The 18,941-nt window shown below is 71.5% G+C and carries 16 protein-coding genes; 8 read left to right on the top strand and 8 right to left on the bottom strand.

Annotation, left to right across the window (positions count from 1 at the left end; translation table 11 throughout):
- Window positions 1-14: 14 nt before the first annotated feature.
- From proB to ASF38_RS10860, 6 genes are all read right to left on the bottom strand, one after another.
- A complete protein-coding gene (gene proB / locus ASF38_RS10885) occupies window positions 15-1,103 on the bottom strand; it encodes a glutamate 5-kinase (RefSeq protein WP_056576017.1) in 1,089 nt (362 codons plus the stop codon).
- On the bottom strand, window positions 1,100-2,680 hold the full coding sequence (obgE, locus tag ASF38_RS10880) for a GTPase ObgE (protein ID WP_055965143.1): 1,581 nt from the start codon (window positions 2,678-2,680) through the stop codon (window positions 1,100-1,102). The genes proB and obgE overlap by 4 nt, the downstream gene beginning before the upstream one ends.
- Before the next feature lie 96 nt (window positions 2,681-2,776).
- Window positions 2,777-3,031: a 50S ribosomal protein L27 gene (gene rpmA, locus ASF38_RS10875; RefSeq protein WP_055965140.1), complete on the bottom strand. Its 255-nt coding sequence runs from the start codon at window positions 3,029-3,031 to the stop codon at window positions 2,777-2,779.
- Window positions 3,032-3,043: 12 nt separating this feature from the next.
- Entirely contained in the window at window positions 3,044-3,355 is a 312-nt protein-coding gene (gene rplU, locus ASF38_RS10870; RefSeq protein WP_055965138.1) for a 50S ribosomal protein L21, read from the bottom strand.
- A gap of 152 nt (window positions 3,356-3,507) precedes the next feature.
- Window positions 3,508-6,537 (bottom strand): Rne/Rng family ribonuclease, encoded by a 3,030-nt coding sequence (locus ASF38_RS10865; protein ID WP_082480691.1) that lies wholly within the window; start codon window positions 6,535-6,537, stop codon window positions 3,508-3,510.
- 180 nt (window positions 6,538-6,717) lie between these two features.
- Window positions 6,718-7,500 (bottom strand): TIGR03936 family radical SAM-associated protein, encoded by a 783-nt coding sequence (locus ASF38_RS10860; RefSeq protein ID WP_156364821.1) that lies wholly within the window; start codon window positions 7,498-7,500, stop codon window positions 6,718-6,720.
- A gap of 87 nt (window positions 7,501-7,587) precedes the next feature.
- On the opposite strand from ASF38_RS10860, the gene ASF38_RS10855 reads away from it, so the two are divergent.
- Window positions 7,588-8,802 carry an MFS transporter gene (locus ASF38_RS10855; RefSeq protein ID WP_056576015.1) on the top strand — a complete coding sequence of 405 codons (1,215 nt, stop codon included), beginning with the start codon at window positions 7,588-7,590 and terminating at the stop codon, window positions 8,800-8,802.
- Window positions 8,803-8,808: 6 nt separating this feature from the next.
- Here the strand turns inward: ASF38_RS10855 and ASF38_RS10850 are convergent, their stop codons facing one another.
- Entirely contained in the window at window positions 8,809-10,737 is a 1,929-nt protein-coding gene (locus ASF38_RS10850; protein WP_056576013.1) for a TIGR03960 family B12-binding radical SAM protein, read from the bottom strand.
- Window positions 10,738-10,865: 128 nt separating this feature from the next.
- Between ASF38_RS10850 and ASF38_RS18485 the strand changes: the two genes are divergently transcribed.
- The 3 genes from ASF38_RS18485 (at window position 10,866) to ASF38_RS10835 (ending at window position 13,502) form a co-directional block, all read left to right on the top strand.
- Window positions 10,866-11,630 carry a lytic transglycosylase domain-containing protein gene (locus ASF38_RS18485; protein WP_055965124.1) on the top strand — a complete coding sequence of 255 codons (765 nt, stop codon included), beginning with the start codon at window positions 10,866-10,868 and terminating at the stop codon, window positions 11,628-11,630.
- 25 nt (window positions 11,631-11,655) lie between these two features.
- Window positions 11,656-12,315 carry a hypothetical protein gene (locus ASF38_RS10840; RefSeq protein WP_056555244.1) on the top strand — a complete coding sequence of 220 codons (660 nt, stop codon included), beginning with the start codon at window positions 11,656-11,658 and terminating at the stop codon, window positions 12,313-12,315.
- Window positions 12,316-12,536: 221 nt separating this feature from the next.
- Window positions 12,537-13,502, top strand: a complete 966-nt coding sequence (locus ASF38_RS10835; protein ID WP_056575851.1) for a hypothetical protein — start codon at window positions 12,537-12,539, stop codon at window positions 13,500-13,502.
- Between the two features lie 74 nt (window positions 13,503-13,576).
- Here ASF38_RS10835 and ndk read toward each other — a convergent pair whose 3' ends face one another.
- Complete coding sequence (gene ndk / locus ASF38_RS10830) at window positions 13,577-13,987, bottom strand: nucleoside-diphosphate kinase (protein WP_055965112.1); 411 nt, start codon at window positions 13,985-13,987, stop codon at window positions 13,577-13,579.
- A gap of 64 nt (window positions 13,988-14,051) precedes the next feature.
- Between ndk and ASF38_RS10825 the strand changes: the two genes are divergently transcribed.
- The 4 genes from ASF38_RS10825 to ASF38_RS18100 form a co-directional block, all read left to right on the top strand.
- The gene (locus tag ASF38_RS10825; RefSeq protein ID WP_369815196.1) at window positions 14,052-15,797 is read left to right on the top strand and encodes a glycoside hydrolase family 13 protein; all 1,746 of its coding nucleotides are present in this window, start codon (window positions 14,052-14,054) and stop codon (window positions 15,795-15,797) included.
- 109 nt (window positions 15,798-15,906) lie between these two features.
- Window positions 15,907-17,220 (top strand): extracellular solute-binding protein, encoded by a 1,314-nt coding sequence (locus ASF38_RS10820; protein WP_056575844.1) that lies wholly within the window; start codon window positions 15,907-15,909, stop codon window positions 17,218-17,220.
- Window positions 17,217-18,161, top strand: coding sequence for a carbohydrate ABC transporter permease (locus tag ASF38_RS10815; RefSeq protein WP_055965104.1), 945 nt, complete (start codon window positions 17,217-17,219; stop codon window positions 18,159-18,161). The genes ASF38_RS10820 and ASF38_RS10815 overlap by 4 nt, the downstream gene beginning before the upstream one ends.
- 1 nt (window position 18,162) lies before the next feature.
- A partial coding sequence (locus tag ASF38_RS18100; protein ID WP_162237347.1) for a carbohydrate ABC transporter permease occupies window positions 18,163-18,941 on the top strand: 779 nt, incomplete at its 3' end.

The raw sequence follows: 18,941 nt of genomic DNA, 5'->3' as shown, positions 1-18,941 counted from the left end.
CCCAGCAGGTCGGGTCAGAGGACGACGAGGTCGTCACGGTGCACGACCTCGCGCTCGTAGTCGGCGCCCAGCTCGGCGGCCAGCGCGTGCGTCGACCGGCCGATGAGGCTGGGCAGCTCCCCGCTGTCGTAGTTCACGAGCCCGCGGGCCACCGCCTGGCCGTCGGGCCCCACGACGTCGACCGGCTCCCCGGCGCCGAACTCGCCACTGACCCCGACGATGCCGGCCGGCAGCAGGGAGGCCTTGCGCGAGGTCAGGGCGGCGACCGCTCCGGCGTCGACGTGCAGCTGGCCCTTGGTCTCGCTCGCGTGCGCGAGCCACAGCAGCCGAGTGGGCCGACGTCGGCCCGTGGGGTGGAAGCGCGTGCCCACCGCCTCGCCCGCGACGGCCGCACCGGCCCGGTCGGCCCGGGCCAGCACCACCGGGATGCCCGCACCCGTGGCGATCCGCGCGGCCTCGATCTTGGTGACCATGCCGCCGGTACCGACCTTCGACCCGACGCGCGCGACGTCGACCTCGAGGAGGTCCTCGGGTCCGTGCACGTCGGGGATCGGCCGTGACGTGGGCAGCGACGGGTGGCCGGTGAAGAGACCGTCGACGTCGGAGAGCAGCACCAGCAGGTCGGCGTGCACGAGGTGCGCCACCAGGGCCGCCAGCCGGTCGTTGTCACCGAAGCGGATCTCGCTCGTGGCCACCGTGTCGTTCTCGTTGACGACCGGCAGCACACCCAGCTCGTGCAGCTTGGCGAACGTCTGGTGCGCGTTTCGGTAGTGGCTGCGGCGGGTCACGTCGTCGACGGTCAGCAGGACCTGGCCCACCGTGATGCCGTGGGCGGCGAACCGCTCGGAGTAGTGCGCCACGAGGGCACCCTGGCCGACGCTGGCCGCGGCCTGCTGCGTCGGCAGGTCCCTGGGACGGGTCGTGAGCCCCAGAGGCCCCAGGCCGGCCGCGATGGCACCGGAGCTGACCAGCACCACCTCGTCGCCCGCTCGCCGGGCTGCGGCGAGGGCCTCCACCACGACGTCGATCTTGGCCGGGTCGAGGTGGCCGGTCGACGACGTCAGCGACGACGAGCCGACCTTGACGACGACCCTCCGGGTCATGCCCCCGTGCCCTCGGTGTCCGCGTCCTCGTCCTCGGAGGTCCAGTCGGGCTCCTCGCCGCGCTCGCGCAGCTCGCGGAACTCGGCCTCCTGCGCCCGCTTGGCGGCCAGCGCCTCGCGACGCTCGACGTTCGTCCGCCGGTCGTCGCGGTCCAGGCGCTGGTCCTCACCACGACGACCCAGCATCTCGGCACCGGCCTCGATCGTGGGGTCGAAGTCGAAGACGACCGCGTCCTCCCAGCCCAGGTCGGCCGTGCCGCCGATGACGACGTCGTCGCCGGGCTCGGCACCGAGCTTCGCGAGGCTGGCCTCCACTCCGAGGCGAGCGAGGCGGTCGGCGAGGTAGCCCACCGCCTCGTCGTTGCTGAAGTCGGTCTGGCCCACCCAGCGGGTGAGCTTGGCGCCACGCACGATCCACTGCTGCTGGCCCTCGGGGCCGCGGCGCTGGTCGACGGTGAACTCCTGGCCCACGCCGGCCTCGGCCTGGGGGCGCAGGACGATGCGGGTGATCTCCTGCGAGGGCGCGTCGGCGCGACGGCGCGCGACGATCTCGGCCATGGCGAACGACAGCTCGCGCAGCCCGGCGTGGCTGGCGGCGGAGACGTCGAACACGTCGTAGCCGCGCTCCTCGAGGTCGGCGCGCACGAACTCGGCGATCTGGGCGGCGTCGGGGACGTCGGTCTTGTTGAGCGCCACCAGCCGCGGGCGCTCGAGCAGGTCCTTGCCGGTGGCACCCTCGGCCAGGCCGTCGGCGTAGGCACGCAGCTCGGCCTCGATGACGTCGAGGTCGCTCAACGGGTCGCGGCCGGGCTCCACCGTCGCGCAGTCGACGACGTGCACGAGGGCCGCGCACCGCTCGACGTGGCGCAGGAAGTCGTGACCGAGGCCGCGTCCCTCGCTGGCACCCTCGATGAGGCCGGGCACGTCGGCCACGGTGAACGTGGTCGACCCCGCGGTGACGACGCCCAGGTTCGGGACCAGGGTGGTGAACGGGTAGTCGGCGATCTTGGGCCGGGCGCGTGACAGGGCGGCGATGAGGCTGGACTTGCCGGCGCTGGGGAACCCGACGAGACCGATGTCGGCCACGACCTTGAGCTCCAGCACGATCGTGCGCTCCTGGCCCGGCTCTCCCTTGAGGGCGAAGCCGGGCGCCTTGCGCTTGGCCGACGCCAGGGCCGCGTTGCCCAGACCACCTCGGCCGCCCGCGGCGATGACGAGCTCGGTGCCGGGGCCCACGAGGTCGGCGAGCACCTCGCCGGTGCCGTGCTCACCGCCGGAGCGCACCACCGTTCCGTCGGGGACCTTCAGCACGAGGTCGCCACCATGACCACCACTGCGGTTGCCGCCCTCGCCCGGCGCACCGTTGCCGGCCTTGCGCTTCGGCTCGTGGTGGTAGTCCACGAGCGTGGTCACGTCGGCCGAGACCCGCAGGATGACGTCGCCACCGTGGCCGCCGTTGCCGCCGTCGGGCCCGCCGAGCGGCTTGAACTTCTCGCGGTGCACCGACGCGATGCCGTGCCCGCCGTTGCCGCCGACGACGTGCAGCGTCACGCGGTCGACGAAGGTGGGGACGGCCATCGGGTGCTCCTGGGAACGGGGGTGGGAGGAAGGTGCAGGGACGTCGAAGGGGTGGCCCGCATGCGCGGACCACCCCTTCGACGGATGTTCTGCCGGCTACTCGCCCGGAACGATGTTCACGACCTTGCGGCCGCGACGCGTCCCGAACTCGACCGAGCCGGCCGACAGCGCGAAGAGCGTGTCGTCGCCGCCACGGCCGACGTTGGTGCCGGGGTGGAAGTGGGTGCCGCGCTGGCGGACGATGATCTCGCCCGCGTTGACCAGCTGGCCGCCGAAGCGCTTGACGCCGAGGCGCTGGCTGTTGGAGTCGCGGCCGTTCTTGGTGGAGGCTGCGCCCTTCTTGTGTGCCATGAGTTCAGTCCTCTACTTCGCGATGCCGGTGATCTTGACCTGGGTGTACTTCTGACGGTGCCCCTGGCGCTTCTTGTAGCCGGTCTTGTTCTTGTACTTCTGGATGGTGATCTTGGGGCCCTTGGTGCCACCGATGGCCTCGGCGGTCACGGAGACCTGGGAGAGCGAGTCGGCGTCGGCCGTGACGGTGTCACCGTCGACGTACAGGACGGCCGGCAGCGAGACCGCCTCGCCCTGGGCCAGGCCGAGCTGGTCGATCTCGATGACGTCGCCGACGGCGACCTTCTGCTGCGTGCCGCCACTGCGCACGATTGCGTAGACCACGGGATTCCTCACTCGGTTCTTGCTGGAAGCTGTGCTTGCCAAGGCTTGGGGCTGTGCGGGGCCGGGCGAACGCAGCGGGCTGGTTCGGCGACCGGTGCCGGGCTCTCGCCCGGGCATGCGGATCGGCGCGCAGGGCACGCCGACACATCATTCTACGGACCGTCACCCGGCTCGGTCAAAACGGGGGCGTCCTCGCTGGTGGAGGCCCGGTCGCCGTCCGTCTCCGACACCTCGGGAGCGGACTCCTGCTCGGCCTCGGGCAGAGGGTCCTGCACGGGCTCGGCAGCGGTCTCGGCCTCCGGCGCGACGGCGTCCTCGACAGGCTGGTCGCCCGTCTCGGGTGCCGAGCTCTCGGGCTCGAGCGCGGCGTCGACGGCGGGTGCAGGAGTCTCCTGCTCCGACGGCTCCGCCGGCTCGGCAGGCTGCTCGGCAGGCGCCGAAGCGCCGTCCTCGGGCGTCGGCACGTCCTTCGGGGGCCCCGAACGGCGGGAGGACCGGCCCGAGGACGACGAGGTCGTCCTCGACGTCGTCGACTCCGAGGAGTCGGCCTCCTCCGTCGCCGGCTTCTGCTGCCCACGACGCGAGCCACCGTTGCCGTTGCTCGACCCGTTGCTCGACCCGTTGCCGCCGCCGTTGTTGCCGCCGCCGCCGTTGTTGCCGCCGCCGCCGTTGTTGCCGCCGCCGCCGTTGCCGCCGCCGTTCGATCCACCGTTGTCGTTGCCACCGTTGCCGCCACGACCACGACGCTGGCGTCCGCCGCCTCGCGGCTCGTCCTTCTTCGGCTCGACCGGCTCGGCCGTGATGACCACACCGCGCCCGTTGCAGTGGTCGCAGTCGGTGCTGAACGACTCGAGCAGGCCGGTGCCGATCCGCTTGCGGGTCATCTGCACGAGCCCGAGCGACGTCACCTCGGCCACCTGGTGGCGGGTGCGGTCGCGGCCCAGGCACTCGACCAGGCGACGCAGCACCAGGTCACGGTTGCTCTCGAGCACCATGTCGATGAAGTCGATGACGATGATGCCGCCGATGTCGCGCAGCCGGAGCTGGCGGACGATCTCCTCGGCGGCCTCGAGGTTGTTCTTGGTGACCGTCTCCTCGAGGTTGCCCCCGGAGCCGGTGAACTTGCCGGTGTTGACGTCGACCACGGTCATGGCCTCGGTCCGGTCGATCACGAGCGAGCCGCCCGAGGGCAGCCAGACCTTGCGGTCCAGCGCCTTGTGGATCTGCTCGTCGATGCGCAGCACGTCGAAGGAGTCGCGGCCGTCGTGCTCGGCGGGCGACCACTCCTGCAGTCGCTCGGCGAGGTCGGGTGCGACGTGACGCAGGTAGCCGGAGATGTTGTCCCAGGCGTCGGAGCCCTCGACGACGAGCGAGGCGAAGTCCTCGTTGAACAGGTCGCGCACGACCTTGATCACGAGGTCGGGCTCGGCGTACAGGAGCTGGGGGCCCTTCGCGGAGGGCGTCCCGTCCTCGCCGATGCCGGCCTTGGCCTTGATGTCGTCCCAGCGCGCCGTGAGCGCGGTGACGTCGCGGGTCAGCTGGTCCTCGCTGGCGCCCTCGGCGGCCGTGCGCACGATGACGCCGGCGTCCTCGGGGAGCACCTCCTTGAGGAGGGCCTTGAGCCGGGCGCGCTCGGTGTCGGGCAGCTTGCGGGAGATGCCGTTGGACTGGCCTCCCGGGACGTAGACCAGGAAGCGGCCCGGCAGGCTGATCTGGCTCGTGAGCCGCGCGCCCTTCTGGCCGATCGGGTCCTTCGAGACCTGCACGAGGATCTGCTGGCCGGGGGTCAACGCCTCCTCGATCTTGCGGGCCTTGCCGTTCTGCACACCGCTCCAGTCGACCTCGCCGGCGTAGATGACGGCGTTGCGACCGGCACCGATGTCGACGAAGGCGGCCTCCATGCTGGGCAGGACGTTCTGGACCTTGCCGAGGTAGACGTTGCCGATGAGCGACGTCTGGGACTCGCGGGCCACGTAGTGCTCGACGAGCACGGAGTCCTCGAGCACGGCGATCTGGGTGTAGGCGTCGCTCTCGGCGCCGGAGCCCTTCGACACGTGCTGGCGGACGACCATCTGACGGTCGACGGCCTCGCGCCGGGCCAGGAACTCGGCCTCGGACACGATCGGCGCGCGGCGCCGTCCGGCCTCACGGCCCTCGCGGCGGCGCTGCTTCTTGGCCTCCAGGCGCGTGGAGCCGGCCACGCCGGTGATCTCGTCCTCGGGGTTTCGACCCTCGCGGACCCGCACGACGGTGTTCTCCGGATCGTCGGGCGAGGCGGACGCACGCTCGCCCGAGCGGGCGCGACGCCGGCGGCGGCGGGTGTTGGTGCTCTGGCCCTCGCCGTCTCCCCCGTCACCGGAGTCGTCCTGGTTCGACGAGCCGCCGGCTCCGTCGTCCTGGCCCTTGGCCTCGCCGGACTCGGCACCGTCGGAGGAGTCCGAGCCGTCGCGGGTGTCGTCACTCTTGTTGCGGCGACGTCCGCCGCGGCTGCGGCGGCGACGCTTGGGACCGCCACCGGATCCGTCACCGGAGTCGTCGCCCTGCTCGTCGGAGTCCGTGCCGTCGGAGGAACGCCCCTCGGAGGACCGGTCGTCGCGGGCGGGCGCCGTCACGGGCTCGGGAGCCTGGAAGGCCACGGCTGCGGTCCCGGCATCGTCACCGGATGCCGCGGGCTTGCGACCGCTGCGCTTCCTGGCGGGCCGGTCACCGCTGCTCGCGCGGTCGTCGCTCGCCGTCGACGCCTCCTGGCCGGACGCGGTCGCGTCGGCCTCCTCAGGAGCAGCGTCGTCCTTGACCGCGGTCTTCTTCGCCGCGGTCTTCTTGGTGGCCGAGCCCGCGGAGGTGCTCTTCTTGGCCGACTTCTTGGCCGCTGCCTTCTTCGCCGGGGCGTCGGGGGACCCGGTGTCGCCGTCGGACCCGCCCGAGGGGGCCGCCTTCTTGGCGGTCCGTCTGGCCGGGGCCTCCTGCGTCGAGCCGGCGTCGGACGCGTCGGAGTCCTTCGTGGCGGGGTCCTTGCCGGACGCGGCACGCGCCGGAGCCTTCTTGGCCGGGGCCTCGGGCGGGGCGAAGATGTCGGTGCTCACGGCCGCGGGGGGTCCCGCCGGTCGGGCGGCGGCCCGTCGTCTCGTGCGCGAGGTGGTGCTGGTCTCGGTGGTGGGTGTGTTCTTGTCGTCGTCGAGCATGTGCTCTCCTCAGGCCCCGTGAGCGCCTACGTGAGGCCGGGGTTCTGCGTCTGCGGCTCCTCGCCCGAGGGCTTGGTCACCGAAAGTCTTCTGGCGGCGCCGGGGCGCTGGGGCGTCCCGGGTGGTCGACGTCCGGCCTGTCACACGGCTCCCCGTCCGTCCCGCCGCGGTCAGCACCTGTCAGGATGCGTCGCGGTCGAGGGCGAGTGGATCGCCGACCGTCCCGTTCTCCACGTCCAGAGGACCCTGGGCCGAGCGTGTCGCCAGGGGCGTCTGCTCGAGCTCGAGGCCCCCGCGGTTGCGGAGTCCGGTGAGTACGTCGTCCGGTCGGACCGACGGGTTCTGGTGTCGGACGACCACCGTCAGTATCGCATACGCCACACCCGAGGTGTCGGACGAACCAACGGAGAGTGACTGGACGGCGGCACGGGCGTCGAACGTCCGCAGACCTCGTTTGGTCATCCGCTCGACGTCGACCTGCTCGGCCGCGAGGAACGCGTCGGCCGCCTCCCGGACCTGCTCCGGCGCGGTTCCGCGCAGCTCGATCACCCACTCGCTCGCCTCGAGCCGGTCCGCCAGCGAGCCCCCGCCCTCGCGTGCAGGAACCACCTCCAGCACGTCGATGCCGGGCGGCAGGGCGTCGTCCAGCGCCACGCGGACGGACTCGGGATCACGCTGCTGCGTGAGCCCGATCTCGAGGAACTCGGCCTCGCTCGCCGCGCCGGTGGGAGCTGCTCCGGCGTAGGAGATCTTCGGGTGGGGCGTGTAGCCCGACGAGAACGCGATCGGCACCTGGGCGCGGCGGACCGCGCGCTCGAAGGCACGACCGAAGTCGCGGTGGCTGGTGAACCGCAGCCGGCCACGCTTGGCGTAGCGGATGCGCAGCCGCTGGACGATGGGCAGCTGCGGGTTGGGCGCCTCCGGGTTGGGGGTGCCACGCAGGGTCGTGCTGCCGTCGGACATGGGTCCGACCCTACCGAGGTCGGCGTCCGCAGGCTCTCGCCGAGGGCCGCGTGCGGACGCCTCCCGACGGTGGCGTTGGATGTCTCGGTGAGCTCCTCGTCGTCGGTCCGTCGCGGGGGTCCCGCCTGGCTCGTGGGAGCCGCGATCGTGCTGCTCGCGCTCAACCTGCGCGTGGCGATCGGCAGCGTCGGGGTGGTCATCGACCCCCTGCGCGACGACCTCGGCATGAGCGCCACGGTCGCGGGCGTCCTGACCACGCTGCCCGTGCTGTGCTTCGCCGTCTTCGGGACGACGGCAGCGCGCGTGGTCCGTCTGCTCGGTCTCGACCGCACCGCCGCCGCACTGCTGGCCGTGCTGGCCCTCGGGCTCCTCGCCCGGTCGGTCGTCGACTCCACCGCGCTCTTCCTCGTGCTGTCGGTCGTGGCGCTCGCCGCGTGCGCGGTGGGCAACGTGGTGCTGCCCGCCCTCGCGAAGGAGCACTTCCCCGACCGGCTCCCCCTCGTCGGCTCGCTCTACGGCGCCGCGCTCATGGCCGGCGGCGCCGTGAGCTCGGTCGTCACGGTGCCGGCCGCGGACGCGCTCGGTGGCTGGCGGCCCGGCATCGCGGTGTGGGCCGTGCTGAGCGTGGCCGCCCTGCTGCCGTGGCTGCCGATCGCGGCCCGTGCCGGGCGCGCGGGGCGCGACGTCCGACCGGTCGGACCGTCGCTGGCCCGGCTCGCCCGCAGCCGACTCGCCTGGGCCTGCGCCCTCTGCTTCGGCGCGCAGTCGGCCCAGGCCTACGCCCAGTTCGGCTGGTTCCCGACGATCCTGGCCGACGCCGGGCTCGCGCAGGGCACCGCGGGTGCGATGCAGGGACTCCTCGGGGCCGTCGGCATCCCGATGACCCTCCTCCTGCCGCCGTTGGTGGCACGCCTCGGAGGCCGCGGCATCCTCCCGTGGGTCTTCGCCGCCCTCACCGCGAGCGGCTGGGCCGGGGTCCTGTGGGCCCCGACCGCGGCTCCGTGGCTCTGGGCGATCCTGCTCGGGCTCGGGGGGTGCGCGTTCACCTGGGTGCTGATCATGTTCGGCCGTCGCGCCTCGACGACGGAGGGCACGGCCTCGCTGTCGGCGTTCGCACAGTCCGTCGGCTATCTCGTGGCCGGGCTCGGCCCGTTCGGCACCGGCCTGCTGCACGACGTGACCGGCTCGTGGACCGCACCGGTCACGGTGCTCATGCTGGGCGCCGTGCTCATCGGGGTGTTCGGCACCCTCGTGGACCGCGGCGGGACGATCGAGGACGAGCTCGAGCGCCCCGCCGCCTGAGTCCGCTCAGACCACCGAGAGCGGCAGCAGCTTCTGGCCCGTCGGGCCGATCTGGATGTCGGTGCCCATCTGCGGGCACACGCCGCAGTCGTAGCAGGGCGTCCAGCGGCAGTCCTCGATCTCGAGGGCGTCGGGGTCGAGCGCGTCCTGCCAGTCCTCCCAGAGCCACTCCTTGTCGAGACCGGCGTCGAGGTGGTCCCACGGGAGCACCTCGTCGTGGTCGCGCTCACGGGTCGTGTACCAGTCGAGGTCGACCGGCTCGTCGGCCAGGACCTCGGCGGTCGCGGACTCCCAGCGCTCGAACGAGAAGTGCTCGCTCCAGCCGTCGAACCGACCGCCGTCACGCCACACCGCCTCGACGATCCGCCCGACCCGTCGGTCACCGCGCGACAGCAGTCCCTCGACGATCCCGGGCCGTCCGTCGTGGTACCGGAAGCCGATGGCACGACCGAAGCGCTTGTCCGACTGCACGGACTCACGCAGCTTGCGCAGGCGCTCGTCGGTGGTCTCGTGGTCGAGCTGCGCGGCCCACTGGAACGGGGTCTGCGGCTTGGGCACGAAGCCGCCGATGCTCACGGTGCAGCGGATGTCGCGACGACCCGACGCCTCGCGTCCGGCCTCGATGACCCGCTTGGCGAGCTCTCCGATCTGCAGGACGTCCTCGTCGGTCTCGGTCGGCAGGCCGCACATGAAGTAGAGCTTCACCTGGCGCCAGCCGTGCGAGTAGGCGGCGGTGACGGTGCGGATGAGGTCGTCCTCGGTGACCGCCTTGTTGATGACCTTGCGCAGACGCTCGCTGCCGCCCTCGGGCGCGAACGTGAGCCCCGAGCGTCGGCCGTTGCGGCTGAACTCGTTGGCCAGCGTGATGTTGAAGGCGTCGACGCGGGTCGACGGCAGCGACAACGACGTGTTGGTGCCCTCGTAGCGGTCGCCGAGCTGCTTGGCGAGGTCGCCGATCTCGGTGTGGTCGGCGCTGGAGAGGCTGAGGAGGCCGACCTCCTGGTAGCCCGACTCCTTCAGACCGGTGTCGATCATGTCGCCGATGGTCTGCAGCGAGCGCTCGCGCACGGGGCGCGTGATCATGCCCGCCTGGCAGAACCGGCAGCCACGCGTGCAGCCACGGAAGATCTCGACGGAGTACCGCTCGTGCACCGTCTCGGCCAGCGGCACCAGCGGCTTGCGCGGGTACGGCCACTGGTCGAGGTCCATGACGGTGTGCTTGGCCACGCGCCACGGCACGCCGTCGCGGTTGGGCCGGACCGACGCGATGCGGCCGTCGTCGCGGTAGTCGACGTCGTAGAACTTCGGCACGTACACGCCCCCTGAGGCCGCGAGCCGCAGCAGCAGCTCGTCGCGGCCGCCGGGACGCCCCTCGTCCTTCCACTCGCGCACGACCTCGCTGATGGCGAGCGCGATCTCCTCGCCGTCGCCGAGCACGGCGGCGTCGAGGAAGTCGGCGACCGGCTCGGGGTTGAAGGCGCTGTGGCCGCCCGCGAGCACGATCGGGTCGTCGTCGGTGCGGTCGACGGCGTGCAGCGGGATGCCGGCCAGGTCGAGCGCCGTGAGCATGTTGGTGTAGCCGAGCTCGGTGGCGAAGGAGATGCCCAACACGTCGAACGCGCGCACGGGACGGTGCGCGTCGACCGTGAACTGCGGGATGCCGTGCTCCCGCATGACGGCCTCCATGTCGGCCTGCACCGCGTACGTGCGCTCGGCCAGCAGCCAGTCACGATCGTTCAGCACCTCGTAGAGGATCTGGACGCCCTGGTTCGGCAGCCCGACCTCGTAGGCGTCGGGGTACATGAGCGCCCAGCGCACGCTGACGTCGTCCCACTCCTTGACGGTGGCGTTGAGCTCGCCGCCGACGTACTGGATGGGCTTGCCCACCGTCGGCAGGAGCGGCTCGAGACGGGGGAAGACGGACTCGACGGACATGGCCCCAGGCTACGCGGCGTCCGGGACCTGAGAGAACGCCTGCGCCGTCTCAGCAACGTTGCCTAGGATGGTGGCTTCGTCCTGGGCCCTTCCCCGCCCTCTTTCCGTCGAGCTGGACAGGAGTGCGTGTGCGTCACGACGACCTCGTCGACCGGTCGGGCGGTCGGCACCGGATGGCACGCCACCGCGCACCATCGGCCTTCGAACGCCGGCGCGACCGCACCCTCGACCTGCTGGCCGACGTCGCCGACGCCCTGCCGAGCGGCCGCACGCTCACGACCTTCGCCGTCGGCGGGGTCGTCGTGGCCGCCGGTCTGACCGCCGGCGCCCAGGCCGTGGGAGCCGGTGACAGCGCCGCCGCCGCGACCGGGCTGCGCCCCGTGTCGGCCATCGCGACGCCGCTCGTCCAGGCCCAGCGCGTGTCCGACGCCGTGATCGTCGACCAGGGCGCCCAGCGCCGGGTCGAGGAGGTCCAGGCCAAGGCCGACGGACAGCAGCGTGCCACCGCGCAGGCGAAGAAGGAGGCCGCCGAGCGCAAGGAGGCCGCCGCGAAGGCGAAGCGCGAGAAGGAGCGGCAGGCGGCGCTGGAGGCCGCCGACCCCAAGGTCGTCGCACGCGCCATGCTCGCCGACTACGGCTGGGACGAGGGCCAGTTCTCCTGCCTCGACAACATCTGGAGCCAGGAGAGCGGCTGGCGCGTGGACGCCGAGAACCCGTCCTCGGGCGCCTACGGCATCCCGCAGTCCCTGCCGGGCACCAAGATGGCCAGCGCCGGCAGCGACTGGCGCACCAACCCGGCGACCCAGATCGAGTGGGGCCTCGGCTACATCGAGGGTCGCTACGGATCACCGTGCGCGGCGTGGGACTTCAAGAAGGGCGCCGGCTGGTACTGAGCGCGACTCCGTACGCTTGCCTGCCATGGGTCTGTTCAATCGACGCAAGCCGCCGATCTCGGTCTCCTACGTGCCGAAGGCGTCCGATCCGGACGCGCCCGACCAGACGGTCACGCTGAGCAACGGCTCCGAGGTGGGCCTGCGCCCGATCCTGCGGTTCGTGCCCCGCGACCAGTACGGTCGCGAGCTGCCGAACGTCGAGGTCGGCACGGTGCTGGGCATCGACCGTGGCGCCGTGGTGGCGCCCCCCGGTTCCGCCGCCACCGACGTGCTGCACTTCCACGGCCAGGGCGCTCGCAACGTGCGCGGCGTCGAGGTGCACGTCGAGGGCATGGAGCAGGTGGACCTCGACGGCATCGTGGCCCCGGTCGAGGCGCTCATGGTCGACCTCGAGGAGCACGCCACCCTCGACCCGCAGGACTTCTGGGGCATCGGCCTGGTCAATCGCAACGAGGTGCCGATCAGCGTCGGCGTGACGCTCGTGGAGTACGAGGATCGGGTGGGCGACGCCCCCCGCCAGGCCGTCGACGCCGTGACCCTCGACGGCACCGTCGACCTCGCCTCGCAGTCCCACGAGGTCGTCTGGCTCCCCGAGGAGGTCCGCGGCCGCTTCCACGGCGTCCTCGCCCACGTCGTCGTCCCCTGGACCGGCCCCACCGAGCCCCCTCCCCTCGACCCCGCCTGACCCCTCTAGAGGACGCAAGATTCTGCCTTCGTGAGCGAGAGTCCGAACGATGCTGCGTTGACGACGGGATCCGGACGCGAACGCAGCATCGATCGGGACGCCGGTACTGAACGCAGAATCTTGCGTCGCCCCGTCCACAGGGCTCTCGCGCCCGCGTGCCTCCGTCCACAGCCTTCGGCCGCGCCCTTCGTCCGGGGCCGGACGGCCGACACGGTGGAGGCATGCAGACCGTCATGTCCGTCCGCCAGGCCGTCGAGGTGTTCGGGGCCTGGCCTGTGCGTCAGCGCCTCCGCGCCGGTGTCTGGCAGCGCCCGTGCCGAGGTGTCGTCGTCACGCACAACGGTGTCCTGACCCTGCACGAACGAGACCTGGTCGCGCTCGCCTCCTCTCCCCCGCGTGCGGCCCTCGCCGGCTCCTCGGCGCTCCGACAGGACGGCTTCGACACGCGCGACCCCCGCCATCTCGTCGTCCTGCCGGCGGGAGCACGGGCGCCGTCGTGGGACCGCGCCACCGCGCACTGGTCGCACGAGCTGACCGATGTCGACGTGCATCCCACGCACCGGCCGAGACGGACCAGGCCAGCGCGGTCGATCCTCGACACCGCCTCGTGGAGCAGCAACGAACGCTACGCACGCTGGATCGTGATCAGCGCCCTGCAGGCCGGTCTCGTCACCACCCGGCACCTGCGTGAGGCCCTGACCCGCCGCGGTCGGTGTCGGCATCGCAGCGTGATCGTCTCGTCGATCCTCGACGCGGCCGGCGGGATCCAGTCGGTCCCCGAGCGAGACTTCGCGGCCATCTGGCGAGCCACCGGGCTCCCCGTCGCCACACGGCAAGAGGCGGTGCGTGGTCCGGCTGGTCGCTTCTACCTCGACGTATGGAGCGAGCGCCTCGGGTTCGGCGTCGAGGTGCACGGGATCCCGCACCTCGCCATCGAGCAGTGGGACGAGGACCTGGTCCGAGCCAACGAGATCGTGATCACCGGCCGACACGGGCTGACCTTCTCGTCGTACTCGGTTCGCCACCACCCCCACACCGTGATGGACCAGCTCGACCGGATGGCACGGGCCCACGGGTGGGAAGGCGCCCTGGCCCCCGAGCTCCTTCCCCGGTCACCATCCTGGGACCCAGAACAGCGCAAGATTCTGCGTTCGGGTGCGAGGAGCTCAAGCGTTCTGCGTTCGTGACGGGATTCGGACACGAAGGCAGAACCCTTCGGCCTTCCACTCATGAACGCAGAATCTTGCGTCCGCCGGAGGCGTCAGGCGAGGGAGGGGAACCAGAGGGCGATCTCGCGGGCCGCGGACTCCTCGGAGTCGGAGGCGTGGACGAGGTTCTCGCGGTTGGACAGGGAGAGGTCACCGCGGACGGTGCCGGGGGCGGCGGCCCGGCCGTCGGTGGCGCCGTTCAGGGCGCGGACGACCGCGATCGCCTCGTCGCCCTCGAGCACGAGTGCCACGAGCGGGCCCGACGTCGCGAAGTCGCGCAGCGGCGGGTACCAGGGCTGCTCGACGTGCTCGGCGTAGTGCGCGTCGGCCTGGGCGGCGTCGATGGCGCGGTGCTCCATGGCCACGATCGTGAGGCCCTTCGCCTCGTAGCGGCCGAGGACCTCTCCGACGAGACCACGACGGACGGCGTCGGGCTTGAGCAGGACGAGCGTGCGCTGGGACATGGCCTCAACCTAGCGAAGGCCCCCGCTCGTCCGTCCGGTGGTGCGCCCGTCGGTAGCGTGGTCCGTGCCGACCCCCAGCGAGCCCGACCCCGAGGAATCCATGAGCAACCAGCCCTGGTGGCGCCACGCCGTCATCTACCAGGTGTACCCCCGGTCGTGGGCCGACGCCGACGGCGACGGCATCGGCGACCTGCCCGGCATCACCTCCCGGCTCGAGCACCTCGCCGACCTCGGCGTCGACGCCCTGTGGCTGTCGCCGTTCTACGTGTCCCCGCAGAACGACGCCGGCTACGACGTCGCCGACTTCCGCGACGTCGACCCGCTGTTCGGCACCCTCGACGACTTCGACGCCCTCGTCGAGCGGGCCCACGGACTCGGTCTTCGGGTGATCGTCGACGTCGTGCCGAACCACTCCTCGAGCGAGCACCCCTGGTTCCAGGCGGCGCTCGCCGCCGGTCCCGGCAGCCCCGAGCGGGCGCGGTACGTCTTCCGGCCCGGGAAGGGCACCGACGGCGCCGAGCCGCCCAACAACTGGACCTCGAACTTCGGAGGTCCGGCCTGGACACGCGTCACCGAGGCCGACGGCACCCCCGGCGAGTGGTACCTGCACCTGTTCGACGTCACGCAGCCCGACTTCGACTGGACCAACCCCGGGGTCCGCGAGGAGCTGCTCTCGGTGCTGCGCTTCTGGCTCGACCGCGGTGTCGACGGCTTCCGCATCGACGTCGCGCACGGGCTGATCAAGGCCGACGGCCTTCCCGACGCCGACCTCCTGCTCGACACGGTCGGCAGCCACACGCGCCTGCTGCCGATGTGGGACCAGCCGGGAGTGCACGACGTCTACCGCAGCTGGCGCACCCTCGTCGAGGGCTACGCCGGGTCGCTCGCCGACCTGTGGGGCCAGGACGACGACCGGATGCTCTGCGGCGAGGCGTGGGTGGAACCCGCGCACGCGCTCGCGCAGTACGTGCGTCCCGACGAGCTGCACCAGACGTTCAACTTCTCGTTCCTGCTGACGCCGTGGGACGCCCCCGCCCTGCGCGACGCGATCGGCCGGTCCCTCGAGAGCGCCGCCGACGTCGGCGCTCCGCAGACCTGGGTGCTCTCGAACCACGACGTCGTGCGGCACGCCACGCGGCTGGGTCGCTCCGACGCCACCCGTGTCGTCGACACGGAGGGCATCGGCCCCGACGACGAGCAGCCCGACGCGGAGCTGGGCCTGCGCCGGGCCCGTGCGGCGACCACCCTCATGCTCGCCCTCCCGGGGTCGGCCTACCTGTACCAGGGCGAGGAGCTGGGCCTGCCCGACGCCACCGAGCTCCCCACCGACGTGCTGCAGGACCCCACCTGGGAGCTCTCGGGCCACGAGCGCCGCGGGCGCGACGGCTGCCGCGTGCCCGTCCCGTGGGAGTCCACCGGCACGTCGCTCGGCTTCGGCCCCGAGGGCGAGCCGTGGCTGCCGCAGCCGTCGGCCTACGCGGACCTGGTGCCCGCCCGCCAGCGCGGCGTCGAGGGCTCGACGCTCGAGCTGTACCGCACGCTGCTGCGACTGCGACGCGAGCTCGAGCTGGGCACGCGGTCGCTCGCGTGGATCGAGGACGGTGACGTCCACGGCGTGGAGCACGTCGACGGACTGCTGTCGTTCGCGCTCGTCGCCAGCGGCGGCGACGTGGTGGCGACCGTCCACACCAACGTGTCGTCGGTGCCGGTCCCACGGCCTCCGGGTGAGCTGCTCGTCTCCAGCGGCGAGGTCGCCGACGACCACCTGCCCGCCGACACCACGGTCTGGCTCCGCCCCCACCCGGCCTGATCGCGACCGGGGCGACCCCGGGGTTGCGCCCCCGACGGCACCGTCCTACGTTGATGACTCCCGTGTGGCACCGGTCACGTCGGGGACGGAGGGAAAGGGGACCCGACCCATGGCGACCACGCGACGTCGGACGGCGGTGATGGTCGCGAGTCTCGCCCTCGGCTCCTCGCTCCTCGCCGCCTGTGGCGGATCCGAGGGCAAGCCCACGCTCAACTGGTACATCAACCCGGACGGCCAGGACACCCTGAACAAGCTGGCCGAGGACTGCAGCACCGACGAGTACGACATCGCCATCCAGCTGCTCCCGGCCAGCGCCACCGACCAGCGCACCCAGCTCGCGCGCCGGCTCGCCGCGGGTGACAGCTCCACCGACCTCATGAGTCTCGACCCGGTGTTCGTCCCCGAGTTCGCCAACGCCAAGTGGCTGAAGCCGTTCGAGGGCGACCTCGCGGACCAGGTGCTCGACGACGACGTCCTCAAGGGCGCGGCCGAGACCGTCACCTGGAACGACCAGGTCGTCGCCGCGCCGCAGTGGGCCAACACGCAGGTCGTGTGGTTCCGCAAGTCCCTCGCCGAGGCCGCCGGGCTCGACATGAGCCAGCCCGTCACCTGGGACCAGGTCATCGACGCGGCCTCCGAGGAGGGCGGCACCGTCGGCGTGCAGGCCAACCGCTACGAGGCGTACGTCGTGTGGATCAACTCGCTCATCCAGGGCGCCGGAGGCAACATCCTCGACCCCGACACCGTCGAGGACGGCCGCGACGCGAAGGTCACGATCGACTCGGCGGCCGGCAAGGACGCCGCTGCGGTCATCGAGAAGCTCGCCGACTCCCCCGCAGCCCAGCCCGACCTCACCACCTCGAACGAGGGCACGAGCCTCGGCCAGATGTTCCCCGAGAACGGTCCCGGTGAGTTCATGACCAACTGGACCTTCGTCTACAAGAACTACGAGGGACTCATCGGCAAGCCCGGTGGCCCGGCGGACGAGCAGGCGTTCGAGGACCTCGGCTGGGCCCGGTACCCGCAGACCGTCGAGGGCGAGGAGTCCCGGCCCCCGATCGGCGGCATCGACATCGGCGTCGGCGCGTTCTCCAAGCACCCCGACTTCGCGCAGGAGGCTGCCGTCTGCGTCACGAACGCCGAGGCGCAGTCGGCCCTGGCCGTCAACGAGGGCCTCATGCCGTCGCGCCAGTCGGTCTACGACTCCGCCGAGCTCAAGGAGGCCTACCCGGCCGACCTGCTGCAGCTCTACAGCGAGAGCGTCGACACCGGCGGCCCGCGCCCCAAGAGCGCCTTCTACAGCCAGGTCTCGAGCGCCATCCAGTCCCGCTGGCACTCGCCCCGCTCGGTGAGCCCGGACTCGACGCCGAAGCAGTCGGCCGACTTCCTGACCGCGATCCTCCGAGGGGAGGCACTCCTGTGAGCACCGCCACCGCCCCCAAGAAGGCCCCGAAGAAGTCCGCGAGCAAGCCCGTCGCGTCGGACCGCGCCAAGGCGGAGAGCCGCCTCGCGTTGTACCTCGTGGCCCCGGCCGTCGCACTGATGCTGCTGGTCACCGCGTTCCCGATGCTGCGCGCGCTCTACCTGTCGCTGTTCAGCTACTCGCTCACCGCTCCCGATGACCGTGAGTTCGTGGGCCTGGCCAACTACGGGACCGCCCTGACCGACCGGCTGTTCTGGATCGACACGGCCAACACGGTCGGCATCATGATCATCACCGTGGCGTTCGAGCTCGTCATCGGCTTCGTCTTCGCCATGGTGATGCACCGGCTGATCTTCGCCCGCGGCCTCGTCCGCACGTCGATCCTCATCCCCTACGGCATCATCACCGTCGTCTCGGGCTTCGCGTGGCAGTTCGCGTTCTCCAACACGAACGGCTTCGTGAACGGCTGGATCCCCTTCCTCGGCGACGACTTCACGTGGTTCGCGGAGTACCAGACGTCGATGGTGGCGATCATGGTCTCGGAGATCTGGAAGACGACGCCGTTCATGGCGCTGCTCCTGCTCGCCGGCCTCGCGCAGGTCCCCGAGGACATGCTGGAGGCGGCCAAGGTCGACGGGGCCACGTGGTGGCAGCGGCTCTGGAAGGTGATCCTGCCGAACATGCGGGCGGCGATCATGGTGGCCGTGCTGTTCCGCGCGCTCGACGCCTACCGCATCTTCGACAACATCTTCGTCATGACCGCCGGTGCCAACAACACCGAGTCGATCTCGTTCCTCACCTACCGGCAGGTGATCGAGCAGTTCCAGCTCGGCATCGGCTCGGCCCTCTCGGTGCTGCTGTTCCTGTCGGTGCTCGTGGTGGCGTTCGTGATCGTCAAGGTGTTCCGGGTCAACCTCGCGGACGCACGGCAGGAGGGCTGACATGAACAAGAACGCTGCGACCCGCATCGGCACGCTCGTCGGCTTCGTCGCCATCATGATCTGGTGCCTCCTCCCGGTGGCCTGGATCATCTCGCTGTCCTTCAAGAGCCAGGAGGCGGTCACCAACGGCAGCCCCGGCTTCTTCCCCTCCAGCGGAGGTGGCGCAGGCTGGCAGAACTACGCCGACGTCATCGCCGACGAGCAGTTCCGTCGGGCGATCTTCAACTCGATCGGCATCTCGCTCATCGCGACCCTGCTCTCCGTCGCCCTGGCCACGCTCACCGCCTACGCGGTCGCGCGGCTGGAGTTCAAGGGCAAGCGGTTCGTGCTCACCACCGCCCTCGTCATCGCCATGTTCCCCGTGGTCTCGCTCGTCGGGCCGCTGTTCGACATGTGGCGCACGCTCGGGATCTACGACACGTGGCCCGGCCTCATCATCCCCTACATGAGCTTCACCCTCCCCCTCGCGATCTGGACGCTCTCAGCGTTCTTCCGCGAGATCCCGTGGGAGATGGAGCAGGCCGCGCAGGTCGACGGGGCGACCTCGTGGCAGGCCTTCCGCAAGGTCATCGTCCCGCTCGCGGCACCCGGTGTGTTCACCGCCGCGATCCTGACGTTCTTCTTCGCGTGGAACGACTTCGTGTTCGGCATCTCGCTGACGTCCACCGAGAACGCACGACCCATCCCCGCGGCACTGTCGTTCTTCGTCGGTGCCGACCCGTTCAACCGGCCGGCGTCCCTGCTGGCCGCGGGTGCCGTGGTCGCGACGATCCCGGTCAT

The organism is Aeromicrobium sp. Leaf272 (assembly GCF_001422865.1).
Taxonomy (GTDB): Bacteria; Actinomycetota; Actinomycetes; order Propionibacteriales; family Nocardioidaceae; genus Aeromicrobium.
Note: the sequence above shows the minus strand (reverse complement) of the source record. Positions and strands in the feature narration are given on the sequence as shown.